Raw genomic sequence first — 17,997 nt, 5'->3', positions numbered from 1 at the left:
CTTATTGTTTACCTGTGTGACCAAAGCCACCAGCGCCACGTAAAGTTTCTTCAAATTCTTCCACTTGTTCAAATTCAGCTTGAACAACTGGAACTAAAACGTATTGTGCTAGGCGCTCACCTGGTTCTAGACGAAATGTGGTTTGACCACGGTTCCAAACTGAAACCATCAATTCACCTTGATAATCCGAATCAATCAAACCAACTAAATTGCCAAGCACGATACCGTGTTTATGGCCTAAACCTGAACGCGGTAAAATTAAACCAGCAAAATTTACATCATGAATATAAATTGCCATACCTGTTTTCACTAAAACAGTTTGTCCTGGTTCAATGTCAATTGCTTCATCGACGCAGGCACGTAAATCTAAACCCGCTGAACCTGCTGTTGCATATGAAGGTAAAGGCCATTCTTTACCTAAACGCGGATCGAGCAATTTCACTTGAACTTTCATGGGATTTCCTAAAAATTAAAAAATTAACGCTTTAATAAAGCTTTTAAATTTGCCAGATATTGTTGAGCCTGTTCTTTAGGGTCAACATTAGCCGCAATTTTCTTTTTGCGCCCTAACCACTCCAACTCATCTTGAGGAAGTTCATCAAGGAAACGGCTTGGGGTCATCTGTCTCATCTGCCCGCCATTTTTACGCTGCTCTGCCAAAGTTAAGGTTAAACCTTGACGTGCGCGGGTAATTCCCACGTACATAAGACGGCGTTCTTCTTCAATGGTTTCTGCTGCAATTGAGTTTTTATGGGGTAAAAGTTCTTCTTCAAGTCCCATAATATAAACATATGGGAATTCCAAACCTTTTGCAGCATGCAAAGTAAGTAAGTTGACTTTGTCTGTATCTTCTTCTTCCTGCTGCTGTTCTAACAGATCAAGTAGAACCAGTTTTCGGATTACACTTTCAATGTTCTTTTCATCAACATCTTCTGCGCGATTAATCAGGTTTTGAATACTGTTAAATAAGTTCTCGATATTATCGAGCTTACTTTTCTCTTGTGCAGGTGTTGCAGACTGTTCACGAACATAATCCATATAGCCAGCTTCATTCATCATTTGACGAACTTTAGGCACAGGCTCATCATCTTCAAGCAATTCACGAGTAAACGTCGCAATAAAGTCGGCAAACTCATGAAGTTGAGTTTCGGCTTTTTTAGGAAGCACCATGCTTAAACGCTGGTCAGCAGAAGCACCAAGTAAAGACAAATTATTTTCTTGTGAGAATAAACCTAACTTCTCAAGAGTAACCGGCCCAATGGCGCGTTTAGGTGTATTAATAATACGTAAGAACGCACTATCATCTTCAGGATTAATAATAAGACGCAAGTAACTCATTACATCTTTAATTTCTGCACGAGCAAAGAAAGATGTACCGCCAGATAGCTTGTAAGGAATCTGCATTTGGCGAAGCTGGGTTTCTAATACACGCGCCTGAAAGTTACCGCGGTATAAAACTGCATAATCTTTCCAGTTTTTACCGTTCATCAGCTTGTGAGTCAGTAAGTCTTTTACCACGCGCTCTGCTTCATCATCATCATTACGACAAGTAATGATTCTGATGACTTCCCCATGCCCCTTATCACTCCACAATTTCTTATCAAAAATATGCGGGTTATTTTGAATCACACAGTTGGCAGCTTTTAAAATACGGCTGGTTGAACGATAGTTCTGTTCAAGTTTAATAATATGTAAATTTGGGAAGTCCTGCTTCAGCAAAGCCATATTTTCAGGCTTAGCACCGCGCCATGCATAGATCGACTGGTCATCGTCACCTACCGCAGTGAACTGCCCCATTACCCCAACTAAAAGTTTGACCAAAATATACTGAGCTGTGTTGGTATCTTGATATTCATCGACCAATAAATAGCGAACACGGTTTTGCCATTTATCACGTACTTCTGCATTTTCTTGCAATAAGCGCGTTGGCATAACAATCAAGTCATCAAAATCAACAGCGTTGTAAGCACGTAAATTACGTTCATACAGTTGGTAAAGATGCGCAAACTGTACATCTTCAGGTGTTTCACAAGTCGAATGTGCTTGCTCTGGCACGATCAGATCATTTTTCCAATCTGAAATTTTCTTCATTGCCTTGGCAATTAATTCTTTACTTTCTGCACCCGACAAATTGTCGCGATGCATCAGATCCATCAAAATACGTTTACAGTCATCTGCATCTAAAATCGAAAAATTAGCTTTTAAAGGTAAATTTTTAAGTTCTAAACGTAAAAGGTTTAAACCAAAAGTATGGAAAGTGGAAACCGATAAGCCTTTTGATTCTTCACGTGACAAAAGCTTGGTCACACGCTCTTTCATTTCACGTGCAGCTTTGTTTGTGAAGGTCATCGCGGTTATACGATGCGCTGGAATACGGCAATGCTGCACCAAATAGGCAATTTTACGAGTAATTACCGATGTTTTACCTGAACCAGCGCCAGCAAGCACCAATAAAGGGCCCTGAGTATATTTCATGGCTTCTTCTTGCTTGTTGTTCAATTGACTGGCAGATGACATCGCGTATTACCTCTTAATTTTTCGAGCATGATTATAGTCATCTCTGTTTTAGAATCCCAATAGTAAATCTACGGATATGTATAAATGATGTCTAATAATGCAATTTATGCGCCGCGGTTTGTCGTGGTTATTTATTATTCAGAGCCCATAAAAAAACCACCCGAGGGTGGTTTTTAACACAATAAATTAAATCTTATTGTTTTGCATAAATGCTGATTTCTACACGGCGGTTTTGTTCACGGCCAGATGCAGTTGAGTTATCTGCGATCGGGTTAGAAGAACCATAACCTTGTGCATCGATACGGCTAGATGAAAGGCCTTTACCAGCTAAATAGTTTTTAACTGATTGTGCACGTGATTGAGATAACGGAATGTTGATAGAGTCATTACCAGTGTTATCAGTATAACCAGTAACCAAAATCGCGCTCTTGTTATCTTCAGCCAATGTTTGAGCTACTTTGTCTAAAGTTGAATAGAAGTTTGGTTTGATGTTTGATTTGTTTGTATCAAAAGTAATGCTACCAGGCATAATCAATTGAACAGAACCATCTGGATTACGGCCAACGTCTACGCCAGTACCTGCCATTTGTTGACGTAATTTTTTCTCTTTCTGGTCAAGGTATACACCACCAGCGGCACCAAGAACTGCACCGATTGCTGCAGCACGGTTATTTTGACGGCTTGAGTTTGCATTTGACTTAGAAATACCGTAGCCAGCTGCTGCTCCAATTAAAGTACCTAATGCGGCTTTATCGTATTCAACGCCACCAAGATTATTACCAGTTGTTTGACAACCAGATAGTACTACTGCTGCCCCTACCACTGTTGAAATAACTAATGCACGCATTGCATGCCTCCTCACTTTGTGTGTTTTGTTGTCTGGATGAATAATGAAACAAAAACGAAGTATAAAACATTGATATTTTGTTAATAATAAACACTTTAGTTACTTTTTTGTAATATTTTGATGCACTTTCAGATGCTAGCTCATCACAATTTCTTCATTGTTGTCTAAGATGTCGTTGTATTTCATATTACGATAGTTATAGTTAAACAACTTTTCTATGGATTTTAGACATTCGGGGTCATTCATATGTCAACTGCACCCAATAAGCAATCTGCGCTAAAAAAAATTACACGTGGACTCACTGTAGGTACAGTCATTACAGGAAGTACGTTTTTTCATGGTCCACCTGTTTTGGCATTAGGTCTGACCAAGCTATTAAAAAAATCATCGAAAATAGATGAAACCAATATCCAAATTACAAATAGCTGGTTAGGTGTTAATAATTGGTTGATTGATCATGTCTTACCAAATCTAAAATGGGACATTACGATTGATGAGGGACTTGACCTAAATATGCAAGGTCGCTATCTCATGACTTGTAATCACCAAAGTTGGGTAGATACAACGGTAAACCAATATTTTGGTTTAACCCGTATGCCACTCACCCGCTTTTTTACTAAATGGGAACTCATCTTTATTCCTTTTGTTGGGCAAGCATTTAAAATTTTAGGCTTCCCGATGATGAAGCGTCACACCAAAGAACAGGTTGCAAAGAATCCTGAGCTCAAAGACCGTGACATGATGGAAGCACGTAAAGCCTGCGAGCAGCTTTTAAGTCAACCATTTACATTATTAAATTATTTAGAAGGTACTCGTTTTACTCAAGAAAAACATGACCAGCAAAAATCACCATATAAGCATTTACTTAAACCTAAAGCAGGTGGTTTAGCCCTTGCATTAAATATCTTGGGTGACAAAATTGATGCTTTGGTTGACATGACGATTGTCTACCCTAATGGCGTACCCGGATATAGTAATTTCTGGCTAGGTGATGTTTCAAAAATTGCGGTAAATTTGCGTAAAATTGAAATTCCAGATTGGGTTCTTGGTGGAAACTATGAAGATGACGCGGTTTACCGTGAACGTTTCCAACAATGGGTCCATGAAATTTGGACTGAAAAAGATCAACTTATTGAGCAAATAAAATCTCAATATCTCACTACGAACATTTAAGAAAGCACCCGTTATTATGCAAAACAGTTCTGGGAAAAAAACGAAATATCACCATGTCGACCCAAACAGTCTTTCATTTAAGCTGTTTTTGATCTATGACATCTTTATGGTGTTCATTATCATTTTTAACCTGTTCTGTCTGGCTGCAAATTTCTTTTTAATGAGCAGTATTGGGGCATGGTTCTTCGAACACATTCATTTGCCCCAAATTGTGAGCTTTTACCGTAATTCCCTTCACCCATGGGTAATCACATCAGAAGCATGGTTTATTGGTTTTTTAATTGTTGAGTTACTTGTCCGCTGGGGCATTGCGATTATTTATAATCATCATAAACGTTGGTTCTTTTTCCCTTTTATTCACTGGTATGAAATTTTAGCCATTATTCCTCAGCTTCGTTTTTTACGTTTGTTTCGAGCAGGGATTATTGCTTATCGCTTACATGAGCTGGGCTATCCGGTTGTTCCGCCAAGCTGGCGAAAGACAGGTTTGTTTTACTATCGCGTCGTGATGGAAGAGCTGTCCGATCGTGTTGTTATTACGGTAATTGATGGTATTAGATATGAACTTGAAACCAGTTCTAGCCATAAACAAATTATTCACGATTTGGTTAATCATCATCGTGAACAATTTACTGTCACCTTAACAGCATTATTACAAGAGTCTTTAGCAACTGCTTTAAAAGAACAAAAGCCAGCAATTACAAAAGGCGTTGGAAAAATTGTAGATCAGGCCATAGTAGATACCCCTGAACTAACCCAGTTATTACGCTTAATTCCTTTAGTAGGCGGTCGTATTGAGCAACAGATTCAAAGCATTGGCCAAAGATTAGGTGAGAATATTAGTGCAGGTCTAATTGAGCCTCTCATTGAAAATTCATCAACTCATCCAAATCCGACTTATCAATTAATTTCTCAAAAAGTGAGTGAAATAAATATTAATAATCGTCAGCTTGAGCAATTAGTTGAATCTGTCGTGTTCGAGACACTCGAGTCTGTACGAAAACAAGTCAAGGTCAAACAATGGCAACAAACGCTTGCGGAGTATGATCGAATCAAAGAATAAGCATTTACTTAATTTTTTATGAATCTCGCTAGAGAATTGGCACAAATTGTTCTAGCATTTGCCCTATTTACAATAAACTTAACGCTATTACAGCTCGTTTAACGCCTTGAAGGAAGACTTATGGCTGATATACGGATTACCGGCAGAATGGTTAACTTTAGCAGGATAACCTTCGATACCAATGATCATGATGTGATCCGCCAGCAATTATCAAATATATTAAATGAAGGTTCCTATCAGGGAACTTTAGTGATTATTGACAGTACAGTTGAGCAAGAATTAATTGCATTAATTCAACTTCTGGTGAGCTTAGGTTTGCAACCTATGGCGGTAATCGATGGTATTTTAGGAGATGAGGCTCGCGCTATTCAATTCCCTGTTTTACCAGCAGATCAACCATTACAGCGTATCAAAGCCACAACCGAACAAGTCGCGATTGTAGAAAAACCGGCTACCGCTCCTGCCTCGTCTTCAGCAGAAACAAAAAAACCACTAAACAAGATAGCGGTTGCCCATATTACCTCTTATCATGATGAAATTTTGCGTACAGGCCAATCCCTTGTACAAGATAACGGCGATATTATTTTAAAAGCTGGCATGAATAGTGGTTCTGAAGTTATTGCATCAGGAAATATACATATTTATGGCACAGTTCGTGGTAGAGTCATTGCTGGTGCGGGCGGGCACGCAGCTGCACGCATTTTTTGCCAATCTTTAGAGGCTGAGCTCGTTTCCATTGCCGGAACGTATTGTGTCGCAGATGATATCCCTAAACATGTGGTAAAAAAGCCAGTACATATATATTTAAATGAAAAGCAAGAGCTTGAATTTGAAGCGATTGAACTTTAGTTTATTAAGTAAATCACCAAAAAACAGCCCTTTTAAGGGTGAATGACCATAATAGGAGTGGATTCGGTGGCCAAAATTGTTGTCGTAACATCAGGCAAAGGTGGTGTAGGTAAAACTACAACGAGCGCATCTTTTGCAACAGGTTTAGCCCTTCGTGGTCATAAAACTGTTGTGATTGATTTTGATGTAGGCTTACGTAACCTTGATTTGATTATGGGTTGTGAGCGTCGTGTTGTTTATGATTTTGTCAATGTTATTAACAACGAAGCACGTCTGCAGCAAGCCCTTATTCGTGATAAAGATATCGAAAACCTTTATATTTTACCGGCTTCACAAACACGTGATAAAGATGCGTTGAGCGACGAAGGTGTTGCTCGTGTTATTGATGAGCTATCTCAAGAATTTGATTACGTTATTTGTGACTCACCTGCAGGTATTGAGCGTGGTGCGATTTTAGCCATGTATCATGCAGATGAAGCAATCATTGTAACGAACCCTGAAATCTCTTCAGTACGTGACTCTGACCGCATTATTGGTATGTTAGATAGCAAAACCAAAAAAGTTGAACAAAACGAAGGACGTATACGTAAACATTTATGTATTACTCGTTTTAACCCTGAACGTGCTGACCGTCAGGAAATGCTAACAATTGATGATATTTCTAAAGATATTCTACGCGTACCGACATTAGGTGTTATTCCAGAATGTCCAAGTGTATTACAAGCATCAAACGAGGGTAAGCCAGTAATTCTATATTCAGAAACTAAAGCTGGTCAGGGTTATGATGATTTGGTTGCACGCTTTCTTGGCGAAGACCGTCCTTATCGACACATCACAGCTCAACCTAAAGGCTGGTTAGCACGACTATTTGGAGCGTAGTTATGGCAGGATTCTGGAGTAAATTATTTAGCAGTGACGAAAAGCCATCAAGTGCTCAAACTGCAAAAGATCGTTTGAAAGTTATTGTTGCTTCTGAACAAGGTTTAGGCCGCCGTTTAAGCCAAGACAAGATTGATCAGATGAAGAAAGAAATCATGCAAGTGGTCAGTCGTTATGTAAGTGGTGTAGGTGAACAGCATATCCAAATGCAGGTTCGCTCTGAAGCAAATATCGAAATGTTAGAAATGAATATCAATTTACCTGAAGAACGATAATTCTATTTCTGACTGTTCAATAAAACAGAATCAAGGCAAAATAACGCAAGTTATTTTGCCTTTTTTAAAACTGAGGAGATTGTCATGGCATTATCACAGCCAGCAACTTTCAATGAAGAATGGTCCGATGAGCGTGTTTTTGCCTACCTCAACCAACTTCCGCCAGCGGGTGTGAACGCAGATTTTCATGTGCTCTACCATGCATTCAAACATATGCGTCCAACAGACTATGAACGTCTTTTGACTCAATTTATTGCGGACGGACGCGATATTAATGCCAAAGACCCTGAAGGCCAACGCATCCATGATGTGATTGCCAAATTTCCACGTCAATCGGCACCCTTTTTAGAAGTTCTAGCAAAGTTTGCTTAAAAATAAAAAGCCTCTTAAAGAGGCTTTTTTTTACCTAAATTTATCGATTACCAATCAGGAAAATACCAAACACCGTAAAAATACCGCCTGAAATACCATCAATCCATTTTGAAAAATTACGATAAGCTGATCTAAAACTCGGTAACGAAAAAATAAAAGTCACAAAGCAGAACCATAAAATCGTTTCAACAGTGACAATAATAAACAGTAACCAATGAACCTGATCAAGTTGAGGATTGGCTAAAAATAAAGAGAAAACACTACCAAAATAAATAACAGCCTTAGGATTTGATAGATTCGTTATAAGACCTTTAATAAAAAATAAGTAAGGTGCTTTGGGTAGCTCGACAGCAACAACATCTTCTTGCTGATTTTTTGAAAATGCTGAACGTAACATCTGATAGCCCAACCAACATAGATATAAGCCACCAGCAATGAGTAAACCTTGCTTTAACCAAGCCATTTTCTCAAAAATAAGATTTAATCCCATTAGTGCCAAACAAGCCCAAAACATAACACCTGCTGTTATGCCAGCAACCACTAACATAGCGTCCTTACGTGATCGACTAATCGCTGTTTGCGATACAAGGAAAAAATCAGGCCCTGGAGTAATAAGTGCACAAAAATGGATAAAAGCTAAAGTAATTAGAGCAAGTAACATGTTTTCCTCCAGATTTAATTCATTGTTATTTATTTAGGAAAAATACATTAGCATTTTTTACTATACGATAAAATCTTTAAGTCATTTTATGGAAATGTTTATTTTTATTTAAATCATAAAAAAAGCCTCCGAAGAGGCTTTTTAGCTATTTCATATTAAACCAATATATCTCGCTTACCATTAGGGCCCATTGCGCTCACAATGCCATTCTCTTCCATTTGGTCAATGATACGAGCAGCACGGTTATAGCCAAGGCTAAATTTACGCTGTAGCGATGAAGTAGAAGCTTTACGTGTTTCTAAAACAAATGACACACATTGGTCATAAAGTGCATCACGGTCAGAACCACCCTCACCCTCGTCAAAACCACGTGAAGTCGGTTCTTCATCAAATGGAGTCAAGATTTCATCGACATAGTCTGGTTCGCCACGTTCACGCCAAGCATCACATATACGGTTTACTTCATCATCACTAATGAATGCACCATGCACACGCTCAGGTTCGATTTTACCAGGCCCCAAGAACAGCATATCACCATGGCCTAACAGATCTTCTGCACCACCTGCATCCAAAATCGTACGCGAGTCAATTTTACTGTTTACCCGTAATGCTACACGCGTTGGAATATTGGCTTTAATCAAACCCGTGATCACATCAACAGATGGACGTTGAGTTGCAAGTAATAAGTGAATACCAGCAGCACGAGATTTTTGCGCTAAACGCGTAATCATTTCTTCTGCTTTTTTACCGACCTGCATAATCATGTCGGCGAACTCATCTGCCACAATCACAATAGATGGTAACGGTGTTAGACGAGGCGCACGTTCTTGTATTGCCGAGTCACTTGGTTTCCAAGTTGGATCAATTAGATCTTCTCCATTCGCAATTGCTTCTTCAACTTTACGGTTGTAGTCACTTAATTTACGAATTTTAAGAAATGACATCAGCTTATAACGACGTTCCATCTCATTCACACACCAGTTCAACGCGCTTACTGCATCTTTCATGTCAGTAACAACTGGAGTTAATAAATGTGGAATATCATTATAGTTTGCAAGTTCTAGCTGTTTTGGATCGATTAAAATCAAACGCAACTGGTCAGGTGTATATTTAAGCAACATCGATAAAATCATCGAGTTTACCGCAACCGATTTACCCGAACCTGTTGTACCAGCAACTAACATGTGCGGTGCTTTCGCTAAATCAGTTAATACTGGATTACCTGAAATATCTTTACCCATTGCCATACTGATTAATGCGCTTGGATCTCGATAGGTTGGCGTTTCCAATAGCTCAATCAAACGTACCATTTCACGAGCGCTGTTTGGCACTTCAATACCAATATATGGTTTACCCGGAATAACCTCTACCACACGCACAGAAGCCATCGACATTGAACGGGCTAAGTCACGTGAGATATTCGTTACCTTAGATGCTTTAACACCCGGTGCTAAATCTAACTCAAAACGGGTGACTACTGGCCCTGGCTGAGCTTCAACCACTTGAGCCTTAACATTAAATTCTTGTAACTTAATTTCAAGTAATTCAGATAAACGTGAAAGCTGCTCTTCAGTAAAGTTAACTTTCTTATTCGGATCAACCTTATCAAGCAGCTCAAGGCCAGGTAAAGTTGGCAAATCCAAACGCTTCTTGGCAACCTGCATTGCACGAGACATTGGTCGACCAGCTGCATCTGTTAATGGCGCATCTAAATCGAAATCATCTTCATCAATATCAGGATTTTCCTGAGGTTTCCCAGCAGTTTCTTGCCATGCCTCAATAAACTCTTCTTTTGAAAGTTTATCGGCCTGAATAGTCGTTTGAATAGGAGCTTTTACAAATGCTGAAGATTGCGCATAACTACTTGCTCTTACAGGTTCAGCGGGCGCAATATCTTCATCTATCAATAAGTCATCAAAGTCTTCAAAAACTTGTTCATTTGCTAAATTTTTAGGTGACTGATTTACATTCGATAAAGGTGAAGAAGTTTCTTTCGCAATATTCACCGATTGCGAAGTAGGTTCTGCATCTACATGTTGCTCTTGAACAAATGGTGTATGCACATCTGTTGCAGTTTTGCTGTTTGGAACCGCAGCAAGTAATTCATCAAAAATCTCATCATCATTCCAATCAAGACCATGTAAATCTTGTTTGGGTGTAGGTTGAGTTTGATGAACTTGAGAAATTGTTTGCTGGAATTGCTCATGAGCAGGAACTTGTTCTGTTGAATCATCAGCTGCTCTCAAAAGTGCATCAATTTCTTGCTTATGGCTCGCATCATCACGTTGTAAAGCACGCCATACCTCACCAGTAGCAACTAAACGTTGGCTGTCTTTTTCAAGCTTATGGGCTTGCTCAAGCGTATGCTCGAAGTTTTGAGTATTTGCAACTGGTGTATCAACTACAGGTTCAGGTCGGCTCTGCTCTTTTGCTAACACATCGGCAAATAAACGCTCAGCAACCGCATCATGTCGTGTTGCCGCAGATTGTGGTTGAGTACTTTCAGATTGGACTGATGCTACTTTCTCATTTGAAGCATTTGTCTCTGCATTTTCTGCAACTTTAACCGCGGCTGCTTTATTAGCAGGCTGTGTTGTTAAATCATAATCCGATTCGTTCGGTGATACGTTTTTATAAAATAAATCTTGTAAATAACTTGGTGTAGCTTTAAGCGTAATCCATGTTTTGCTCCATTGCACCCCAAATGCAAGAGTAAACAAGACCACTCCGAAAACCAGTAAAAATAAGGTCGCACCGTAAATTGTTAGCAATTGAGATAAGCTCTGACCTAACTCGTAACCAATAATTCCCCCAGCTGCATTATCTAAAGTATCAGCAGGCACATTCCAATGTAAATAAAGTAGGCTAGACACAACCAAAATTAAAAAGAATTGTGCAGCATAACGAAATGGGCGGTTTAAAAAACTACGCGGCCACCACACCTGAATTGCTTCAATGAAAAGGAAAATTGGAATAAGCAAACTTGCCCATCCTAAAAAACCAAACAGCAAATCTGCAATCCATGCACCAGCAATACCACTTGCATTGGATACTTGCTGAGTATCACTGGAAATATGCATCCAGCCCGGGTCAAATGGTGTATATGTTACTGTTGCCAGAAACATATAAATGCCAAAAGAAACCAAGAATAATGTCATCAATAAGCGCTGTGCATAAACACTCGACACCGCAGTCATATACTGTCCTGTAACCCATTTAATTATTGGTTTAGAGATGTGAAGAACTACACTTAGATCTTCAACGAATGAACTTTATATTATGCACCTGTTCTTACAAAAAAGGTGCATGATTCTTTACAGTTGTTGTTAACATGAGCCACTTCTATATTGTTATATAACTTAATTCGATTGACCTGATCAATATTATCCACATTGATTTAGCGCTATTGATCGACAAATTCACGTATAATTTTCAAAATTCTCGAAATAAATAAGGATACCCTCAATGAGTGCTCGTCATTCTCGGTTAATTATTCTCGGTTCTGGTCCTGCTGGTTATAGTGCAGCTGTCTATGCGGCACGTGCCAACCTTAAACCTACTTTAATTGCAGGTTTACAACTAGGTGGCCAACTTACAACAACAACCGAAGTTGACAACTGGCCGGGCGATCCTGAAGGTTTAACAGGTCCTGCATTAATGGATCGTATGCAAGCACATGCTGAACGCTTTGGTACAGAACTCGTCTATGACCATATTAACGAAGTGGACTTAAATGTACGTCCTTTTGTTCTTAAAGGTGATATGGAAGAGTACACATGTGACGCTTTGATTATTGCAACTGGTGCTACGGCTCAGTACCTTGGTCTAGAGTCTGAACAGAAATTTATGGGCCAAGGCGTAAGTGCCTGTGCAACATGTGATGGTTTCTTCTACAAAAATCAAAAAGTGATGGTTGTAGGCGGTGGTAACACTGCAGTTGAAGAAGCGCTTTATTTATCAAATATTGCTGCACATGTAACGCTAGTACACCGCCGTGATAGTTTACGTTCTGAAAAGATTTTGCAAGATCATTTATTTGCCAAAGAAAAAGAAGGCAAAATCAGCATCATCTGGAATCATGAAGTTGAAGAAGTATTGGGTGACAATACTGGCGTAACAAGTGTTCGCCTTAAATCAACTCAAGATGACTCTAAGCAAGACGTAGAGGTTCACGGTCTATTCGTTGCAATCGGTCATAAACCGAACACTGCAATGTTTGATGGTCAATTAAACTTACGTGATGGCTATATTCAAGTGCAAAGCGGCACTTCAGGTAATGCAACAGCAACTTCTGTAGCTGGTGTTTTTGCTGCTGGTGACGTAGCTGACAGTATTTATCGTCAAGCCATTACTTCTGCTGGGTCAGGTTGTATGGCGGCACTTGATGCTGAAAAATATCTAGATAATCTCGGTTAATTCAATTAACACAAAAGACATTCAATGCTCTATTGAATGTCTTTTTTAATAGTGTTTTATTTCATCATATTTTCAAAATGGTCCAAATGCGTAAAACATCCCGACCTCGTCTGATATTGATCAATCTGAGGAACTAACCGTTGAAAGTGTTCAGACTGGACATGTCGATCTAATGCGACTCGATCTACCCATTCTTCAATAAAAACAAAATGTCCTAAATTTTTTATATCATGATATAAATCGTACGCAATACATCCTTCTTCACATCTCGTTTTTTCAACGAGTTCTTGATAAAGCGGCAAAACAAAATCAATTTTTTTAATATCAATAAAATCTTCTGCAATAAGTTTTAGCATTAAGCAAACCTTTTCTATTCGTTCATTCATGCTAAAGATGAACAATAAAAATTGTCAATGAAGCTCAGTTACGTTAATTTTGAATCATTCTATTTCATTTTATCTTCTATGCAGAAACTTCCACTTTCTCAATTCATTTTCCCTGACCCCATTGAATCTGATCCGGATGGTCATGGTTTAATTTGTATTGGTGCTGATCTCTCCCCTTCTACTCTCTATGAAGCGTACACCCATGGATTATTTCCGTGGTTTAATGAAGATGAGCCCATTTGTTGGTGGAGTCCCGAACCTCGTTGTGTTATCTACCCTCAAAATTACAAGCCGAGCAAGTCGCTACTTAGAAATATGAAAAAATATGACTATGCGATTACGGTAAATCATGCCTTTGAACAAGTTATTCGCTCATGTTCTTTACCAAGAACTTATGCAGATGAAACATGGATTAGTGAAGATATTATTCAGGGCTACTGTGAAATGTTTCAGGCTGGTTATGGTTATAGCGTAGAAGTCTGGCACGAAAAAAATCTTGTTGGAGGTTTGTACGGCATTACGATTGGCAAAGGGTGCTTCGGTGAGTCAATGTTTAGTAATGAAACAGATGTTTCAAAAATGGCTTTTTACACATTAATGCTGATTGGACAAGAAAATCAGCTCCCTTGGGTAGACTGCCAACTTGTAAATAGTCACTTAATTAGCTTGGGCGCTTGTACACTTTCTCGTCAAGACTACTTAAAATCGTTACAAGATGTAATTATTCACCCCTCTATCAATTGGAAAAAGTATCAAGAACGTGTATTTTCAAGTAAAACAATAGCATTAGATGCAAAATTAATGGAATGATAACAGGAGGGACCAATCATGAAATCATATCACCCGAAGTCCCTTTTAAATGATCTGCAGTATTATATTACTCCACCTCATGATTGCAGCTACTTAGAAAATAAATCGGCGCGCATGGTGTTTTTAGACCCTATTCATCGGATTGATGTGGTCACTCTTTCAGAACTTTCTCGTTTAGGATTTCGTCGTAGCGGTGACTTCGTTTATCGCCCTGAATGCCATTTATGCAGACAATGTTTGTCTTGTCGTGTTCCAGTTGCCGACTTCCAAATGAATAGCTTGCAAAAAAAGGCATGGAAACGAAATCAAGACCTGACTATGACTGTTTTGCCTACTCAGCAAGCAGCACAAATTCATTACGATTTATATGAACGCTATATTAATGAACGCCATGCTGATGGTGATATGTTTCCACCTAGCTTAGATCAGTTTGAAAAGTTTTTAGTACATAGTTGTACAGATAGCTTTTTTCTTGAGCTTTGGAAAGATAACCGTTTAATCAGTGTGTCTACCTGCGATCTAATGGATGATGGGCTATCTGCGGTTTATACTTTCTTCGACCCAGATGAGCACCGAAGATCACTTGGTGTGTACTCAATTCTTAACCAAATCGAATATGTTAAATCGCTTGGTTTAGAATATCTTTATTTAGGCTATTGGGTACCCCACTCAGCAAAAATGAATTATAAATCGCAATATACCCCTTTAGAACTTCTATTAGATGGACAATGGCGTCGTTTAAACAGATCCTTATCACCAGAAGAAATACAACAGTTAGGTACCTCTCTGATGACAACATTACCTTCTGAATGGAATAATTTAATTATTAAATGATTTTAATCCTGTCTTTTTGTTAGGTCAGCAACTAGATAGGAGTTTTAAAATAACGATGCAAAATCATCGGTACATGTTTTTACCATAATTACAGCATGTTCACGCCCACCTTCTTGGGTAGGATAATAATTACGACGTAGATCTATTTGGTGAAAACCTGTTTTCTCATACAGACCAATTGCTGCTTTATTACTTTCGCGAACCTCTAAAAATATTTGTACTGGCTGATTTTTTAACTGATCAATTGATGCATTTAATAATTCATATCCTAAGCCCTGACCTTGCATTTTAGGATCAACTGCCATGAGTAATAGATTCGCTTCATCTAGCACTGGCTGCAAAATACAAAACCCAACGACTCTATTTTGTGACTCAATGACTGTACATTGATAGGAATTCAGAGATTCTACAAATTGCTGTCTTGACCATGGATGTGTTTGCACTGATTTTTCGATTTGTACAACAATATCAATATCAGTGTTTTGCATAGTACGAATCATGAGTTCCAACACAATCAGAGTTTTAAAGTAATGCGTATTATAAAAACTTCACAAGAAAAAACGAGCAAAAAAAAGGACAATTAAATTGTCCTTTTTTTTGCTCGTTTTTTTTAGAGACCTAACTTTTCACGCCAAGTTGCCAGCAATGCCGTAGTGTCAGAATCATTTGGATGAAATTTTGGTCTTAAGAAATCAAGTAACTCTGGAATCTGGCGGGTCATAAAACCTTTACGACCATACATGAACTTAAGCATGTATTTAGTATCTTTCCAAGTTAATTTTCCATCGGTTTTTAATAACTTGGCAGTAAAATGTGTCTGCGTTGCAAAAATTAATGCCATTGCAATGATTAAAGCCGTTGAACGCATAAAATAAGCTTTTGGTCCTTGTCCATACATACTTGTATACACATCAAATGCCACAGCTTTATGCTCATTTTCTTCTACCGCATGCCACATCCACAAATGATACATCGTGTCATCTTGGAACATCGCTTGAATTTCAGGATTTTGTAAAAGTTCAGCTGCAATGGTAGATGTGAAATGCTCTAAAGCACAAGTTCCGGTCAAATCAATCATTTCTTTGGTATAACCAAAAGGTTTCATTAATTTAGTGACAACAGCAGTACCCACCTTAATAACAGTACCAGTCTGTTTTTCCATATGACGGACATCATACCCATAAGCTTGCGCTGAAGCATTAAAAGCAAGATGCTCTTTTGAATGCATAGCTTCTTGACCAATAAAGGCGCTAATTTCTTTTTGAAGATCGGGATCTGCAAGTTTTGGGTCATTTCGCACAGCACGCGTGCTATTTACAAAGAACTGTTCACCTTCTGGAAAAAGGGCCGATAATGCTGTCATAAAATGGGTTAATCCTGCATCATAATTCGCCCAATAACGAGGGACTTGAGCAAATTCAAAGTCCATACGACGAACAGGGAAACTAGCACCAGCACGATTGGAAATATTTACTTTAGCATTCATCTCAGACTCCTTTTAAGCGAATAGCTAATCCACTTATAACTTTATTTATTTTCTTAATATTTATAATCATACGTCTTTCAATGTGCCAATTAAGTGCAGATGAGGACAGAGAAATATCAGATGAGGTCATTCATAACCCCATAAAGGTGCATAGATCTGCTAATAGTTATTGTGAGTACTTAAAAAGAAAAAGGGCTACTATGAGCCCTTTCAAATCAACATAGATTTAAATTACAAACCTAATTTTGCTTTCCATGTTTTCAATAGGCCTACTGTATCCAAATCATTTGGATGAAAACCAGGCTTAAAGTAAGCTAGCATTTCTTTAGCCATACCAGTAATGATACCTTTCGATGGGCTATATGCGTATTTATAAATCACAGATAGCTCATCCAAATTTAACTTTTTATCTTGCTTTAATAGACGAAGTACAAAAGAAGACTGAATCAAGAAAATCAAAGTCATCGCAAATACTAGAGAACTCGTACGCAAAGCATAAGCTTTTACGCCTTTACCAAATACACCTTCGTACACATCAAAAGCTACGGCTTTATGCTCATTTTCTTCGATAGCATGCCAATACCACATCGTTGACATTGTTTCATCTGTCATCAACTCTTGAATATGCTTATTGACTAATAACTGTGAAGCAATGGTAGCGGTAAAATGTTCAAGTGCTGTTGTAGCAGTCAGGTCAACCATTTCTTTGGTCATGCCAAATGGTTTGACAATTTTTACAAAAGCTTGAATTGCTGTTTGAATCGCTGTATCAGTAAACTTCTCTAACGTTTCAACGTCGTGACCAAACTTTTGAGCAGAGGCATTAAAATTCACATGCTCTTGAGTATGCATTGCTTCTTGCCCAATGAAAGCACTAATCTCTTTCTGAAGCTCTTTATCATCTTTGATAGAGGGGTGATAACGTACAGCCCGTACACTATCAATAAAGAATTTTTCACCTGCCGGAAACAACGCCGACAATGCTGTCATAAAGTGTGTTAGTCCAGCAGAACCATTCATCCAATATTCTGGTACATCATTAAAGTCAAAGTTCATACGACGTACAGGAAAGCTCGCCCCTGCACGATTAGTAATATTCACTTTAGCATTCATACCCAAAGCTCCTTAATAAGTAACCCAAGTTACTCAAACTTTATTGTTCGTTTTCTTGATTCTTATCATACAAATTTAATAAAAAGGATTAAGTGTAAATAAGGACATTGAAATATCAGTTAAGGCCAGCTTTTATCGTGATTGTTAGACAATTGAATATAAAAAAAGCGCTCTAAAAAGAGCGCTTTTTTTTTCACTGAAAGTGATTATGCAGTTACTTTCGCAACAACACCAGCACCTACAGTACGACCACCTTCACGGATCGCAAAACGTAGACCTGGGTCCATTGCGATTGGGTGGATTAATTCTACTGACA

Annotated in this window: 18 protein-coding genes and 1 pseudogene; 9 read left to right on the top strand and 10 right to left on the bottom strand. The window is 38.5% G+C overall.

Translation table 11 applies throughout. From position 1 onward, the window contains the following. Nucleotide 1 precedes the first annotated feature (1 nt). From dut to RMB03_RS19700, 3 genes are all read right to left on the bottom strand, one after another. Nucleotides 2-454, bottom strand: a complete 453-nt coding sequence (gene dut, locus RMB03_RS19710; protein ID WP_003653255.1) for a dUTP diphosphatase — start codon at nt 452-454, stop codon at nt 2-4. Nucleotides 455-477: 23 nt separating this feature from the next. After that, on the bottom strand, nt 478-2,517 hold the full coding sequence (locus RMB03_RS19705) for a UvrD-helicase domain-containing protein (protein WP_005042641.1): 2,040 nt from the start codon (nt 2,515-2,517) through the stop codon (nt 478-480). 193 nt (nt 2,518-2,710) lie between these two features. After that, nucleotides 2,711-3,364, bottom strand: coding sequence for an OmpA family protein (locus RMB03_RS19700; protein WP_005042643.1), 654 nt, complete (start codon nt 3,362-3,364; stop codon nt 2,711-2,713). Nucleotides 3,365-3,610: 246 nt separating this feature from the next. Here RMB03_RS19700 and RMB03_RS19695 point away from each other — a divergent pair, with 246 nt between their 5' ends. From RMB03_RS19695 to RMB03_RS19670, 6 genes are all read left to right on the top strand, one after another. Then, the gene (locus RMB03_RS19695) at nt 3,611-4,537 is read left to right on the top strand and encodes an acyltransferase (RefSeq protein WP_005042645.1); all 927 of its coding nucleotides are present in this window, start codon (nt 3,611-3,613) and stop codon (nt 4,535-4,537) included. 16 nt (nt 4,538-4,553) lie between these two features. Next, nucleotides 4,554-5,600: a preprotein translocase subunit SecA gene (locus RMB03_RS19690; protein ID WP_198496363.1), complete on the top strand. Its 1,047-nt coding sequence runs from the start codon at nt 4,554-4,556 to the stop codon at nt 5,598-5,600. 120 nt (nt 5,601-5,720) lie between these two features. Beyond that, on the top strand, nt 5,721-6,449 hold the full coding sequence (gene minC, locus RMB03_RS19685; protein ID WP_004641649.1) for a septum site-determining protein MinC: 729 nt from the start codon (nt 5,721-5,723) through the stop codon (nt 6,447-6,449). 66 nt (nt 6,450-6,515) lie between these two features. Beyond that, nucleotides 6,516-7,328 carry a septum site-determining protein MinD gene (gene minD, locus RMB03_RS19680; protein ID WP_004641647.1) on the top strand — a complete coding sequence of 271 codons (813 nt, stop codon included), beginning with the start codon at nt 6,516-6,518 and terminating at the stop codon, nt 7,326-7,328. A 2-nt stretch (nt 7,329-7,330) separates the two neighbouring features. After that, nucleotides 7,331-7,603: a cell division topological specificity factor MinE gene (minE, locus tag RMB03_RS19675; RefSeq protein ID WP_003653273.1), complete on the top strand. Its 273-nt coding sequence runs from the start codon at nt 7,331-7,333 to the stop codon at nt 7,601-7,603. Nucleotides 7,604-7,687: 84 nt separating this feature from the next. Continuing rightward, a complete protein-coding gene (locus RMB03_RS19670; RefSeq protein ID WP_003653274.1) occupies nt 7,688-7,975 on the top strand; it encodes a PA4642 family protein in 288 nt (95 codons plus the stop codon). 40 nt (nt 7,976-8,015) lie between these two features. Here the strand turns inward: RMB03_RS19670 and rhtC are convergent, their stop codons facing one another. Further along, complete coding sequence (gene rhtC, locus RMB03_RS19665; RefSeq protein ID WP_004641642.1) at nt 8,016-8,636, bottom strand: threonine export protein RhtC; 621 nt, start codon at nt 8,634-8,636, stop codon at nt 8,016-8,018. A gap of 155 nt (nt 8,637-8,791) precedes the next feature. Further along, nucleotides 8,792-11,833, bottom strand: a complete 3,042-nt coding sequence (locus RMB03_RS19660) for a DNA translocase FtsK 4TM domain-containing protein (RefSeq protein ID WP_311077316.1) — start codon at nt 11,831-11,833, stop codon at nt 8,792-8,794. Nucleotides 11,834-12,101: 268 nt separating this feature from the next. Here RMB03_RS19660 and trxB point away from each other — a divergent pair, with 268 nt between their 5' ends. Continuing rightward, nucleotides 12,102-13,052: a thioredoxin-disulfide reductase gene (gene trxB / locus RMB03_RS19655; RefSeq protein ID WP_056478355.1), complete on the top strand. Its 951-nt coding sequence runs from the start codon at nt 12,102-12,104 to the stop codon at nt 13,050-13,052. 56 nt (nt 13,053-13,108) lie between these two features. On the opposite strand, the gene RMB03_RS19650 is transcribed toward trxB, so the two are convergent. Continuing rightward, complete coding sequence (locus RMB03_RS19650; RefSeq protein ID WP_311077315.1) at nt 13,109-13,408, bottom strand: putative quinol monooxygenase; 300 nt, start codon at nt 13,406-13,408, stop codon at nt 13,109-13,111. Between the two features lie 108 nt (nt 13,409-13,516). Between RMB03_RS19650 and aat the strand changes: the two genes are divergently transcribed. Both aat and RMB03_RS19640 read left to right on the top strand, forming a co-directional pair. Next, nucleotides 13,517-14,248 carry a leucyl/phenylalanyl-tRNA--protein transferase gene (gene aat, locus RMB03_RS19645; RefSeq protein ID WP_056481686.1) on the top strand — a complete coding sequence of 244 codons (732 nt, stop codon included), beginning with the start codon at nt 13,517-13,519 and terminating at the stop codon, nt 14,246-14,248. A gap of 18 nt (nt 14,249-14,266) precedes the next feature. Beyond that, nucleotides 14,267-15,082, top strand: coding sequence for an arginyltransferase (locus RMB03_RS19640; protein ID WP_205469765.1), 816 nt, complete (start codon nt 14,267-14,269; stop codon nt 15,080-15,082). Between the two features lie 44 nt (nt 15,083-15,126). Here RMB03_RS19640 and rimI read toward each other — a convergent pair whose 3' ends face one another. The 4 genes and pseudogenes from rimI to RMB03_RS19620 all read right to left on the bottom strand — a co-directional run. Then, the gene (rimI, locus tag RMB03_RS19635) at nt 15,127-15,582 is read right to left on the bottom strand and encodes a ribosomal protein S18-alanine N-acetyltransferase (protein ID WP_004641628.1); all 456 of its coding nucleotides are present in this window, start codon (nt 15,580-15,582) and stop codon (nt 15,127-15,129) included. A 110-nt stretch (nt 15,583-15,692) separates the two neighbouring features. Beyond that, entirely contained in the window at nt 15,693-16,568 is an 876-nt protein-coding gene (locus RMB03_RS19630) for a metal-dependent hydrolase (RefSeq protein WP_151744828.1), read from the bottom strand. A 231-nt stretch (nt 16,569-16,799) separates the two neighbouring features. Next, nucleotides 16,800-17,681, bottom strand: coding sequence for a metal-dependent hydrolase (locus RMB03_RS19625; protein WP_281831503.1), 882 nt, complete (start codon nt 17,679-17,681; stop codon nt 16,800-16,802). Nucleotides 17,682-17,887: 206 nt separating this feature from the next. Continuing rightward, a pseudogene (locus RMB03_RS19620) lies at nt 17,888-17,997 on the bottom strand (elongation factor Tu); the annotation flags it as partial.

The organism is Acinetobacter sp. V91_7 (assembly GCF_031799075.1).
GTDB classification, from domain to species: domain Bacteria; phylum Pseudomonadota; class Gammaproteobacteria; order Pseudomonadales; family Moraxellaceae; genus Acinetobacter; species Acinetobacter calcoaceticus.
Note: the sequence above shows the minus strand (reverse complement) of the source record. Positions and strands in the feature narration are given on the sequence as shown.